Source organism: Streptomyces sp. MK7 (assembly GCF_032658145.1).
Classification (GTDB): Bacteria; Actinomycetota; Actinomycetes; order Streptomycetales; family Streptomycetaceae; genus Streptomyces; species Streptomyces spiralis.
Genome location: NZ_JAVACL010000130.1, coordinates 1 through 981, shown reverse-complemented (window position 1 = coordinate 981; position 981 = coordinate 1). Strand labels below are relative to the sequence as shown.

Annotated in this window: 1 protein-coding gene; it reads left to right on the top strand. The window is 65.7% G+C overall.

Annotated elements, in window-relative coordinates:
* The first annotated feature begins 59 nt into the window (after nucleotides 1-59).
* Nucleotides 60-956 (top strand): IS982 family transposase, encoded by an 897-nt coding sequence (locus R2S09_RS40140; protein WP_316746223.1) that lies wholly within the window; start codon nucleotides 60-62, stop codon nucleotides 954-956.
* Nucleotides 957-981 lie beyond the last annotated feature (25 nt).

The following is a 981-nucleotide window of genomic DNA, read 5'->3' as shown; positions in this document are numbered from 1 at the left end:
ACTAGACGAGTCTGTCCAAATGCCTGCGGGCATGAAGAGAGGGTGTTCAAGATCCGTTTGTGACGACAGAACTGAACACCCTCGTGACCGCACTGTACGTGAAGATCGACGACGAGTGGGCGGGGATCGGCCGTCTGCCCGGGCGGCCGCCTAAGCTCAGTCACTCGGAGTTGCTGTGCCTGGCCGTCATGCAGGCACTGCTGGGCTTCCACTGCGAGGCCCGCTGGTTGCGGCACCTGCGTGCGCACTACCGGCACCTGTTCCCGTTCATCCCGCAGGACTCCGGCTACAACAAACGGCTGCGGGCCGCGCTGCCGCAGATCAAGCGGGTGATCCGGATGCTGGCGAAGGACACGGACTTTTGGCACGACACCGTATGGATCGCCGACTCGACCCCGGTGCCGTGCGGGATGTCCCGCCCCACCGTCAAGCGGTCGGAGCTGGCGGGATGGGCGAACTACGGCTACTGCGCGTCGCATTCGCGGTTCTTCTGGGGACTGCGGCTGTACCTGGTATGCACCCCGGCCGGGATGCCCATCCTGTGGGCCCTGGCCGACCCGAAGCTCGGCGAGCGGGAGGTGCTGGCCGCCATGCTGGAGATCGACGCCCGTCTGGTCCGTGAGCGGCCCGGCCTGCTGCTGATCACCGACAAGGGCTTCGCGTCCAAACCCTTCGAGCGGTCACTGTCCGCACAGGGCATCACGCTGCTGCGGCCCTCCCGCAAGAAGGAGGTCCTGCGGCCGGGCGAGCCGATGCTGAAGAAGGTCCGCCAGCTCATCGAGTCGGTCAATGACACCCTCAAAGGCCAACTCGACCTGGAACAACACGGAGCACGCACCCACGAGGGCGTCGCCGTGCGAGTCGCTCAGCGCGTGCTGGCGCTCGCGGCCGCAATCTGGCACAACTTCCAGACCGGCCAGGCGGTCAGCCGCTCACTGACCGCCTTCGATCACTGAACGTATTTGGACAGACTCGTCTAGG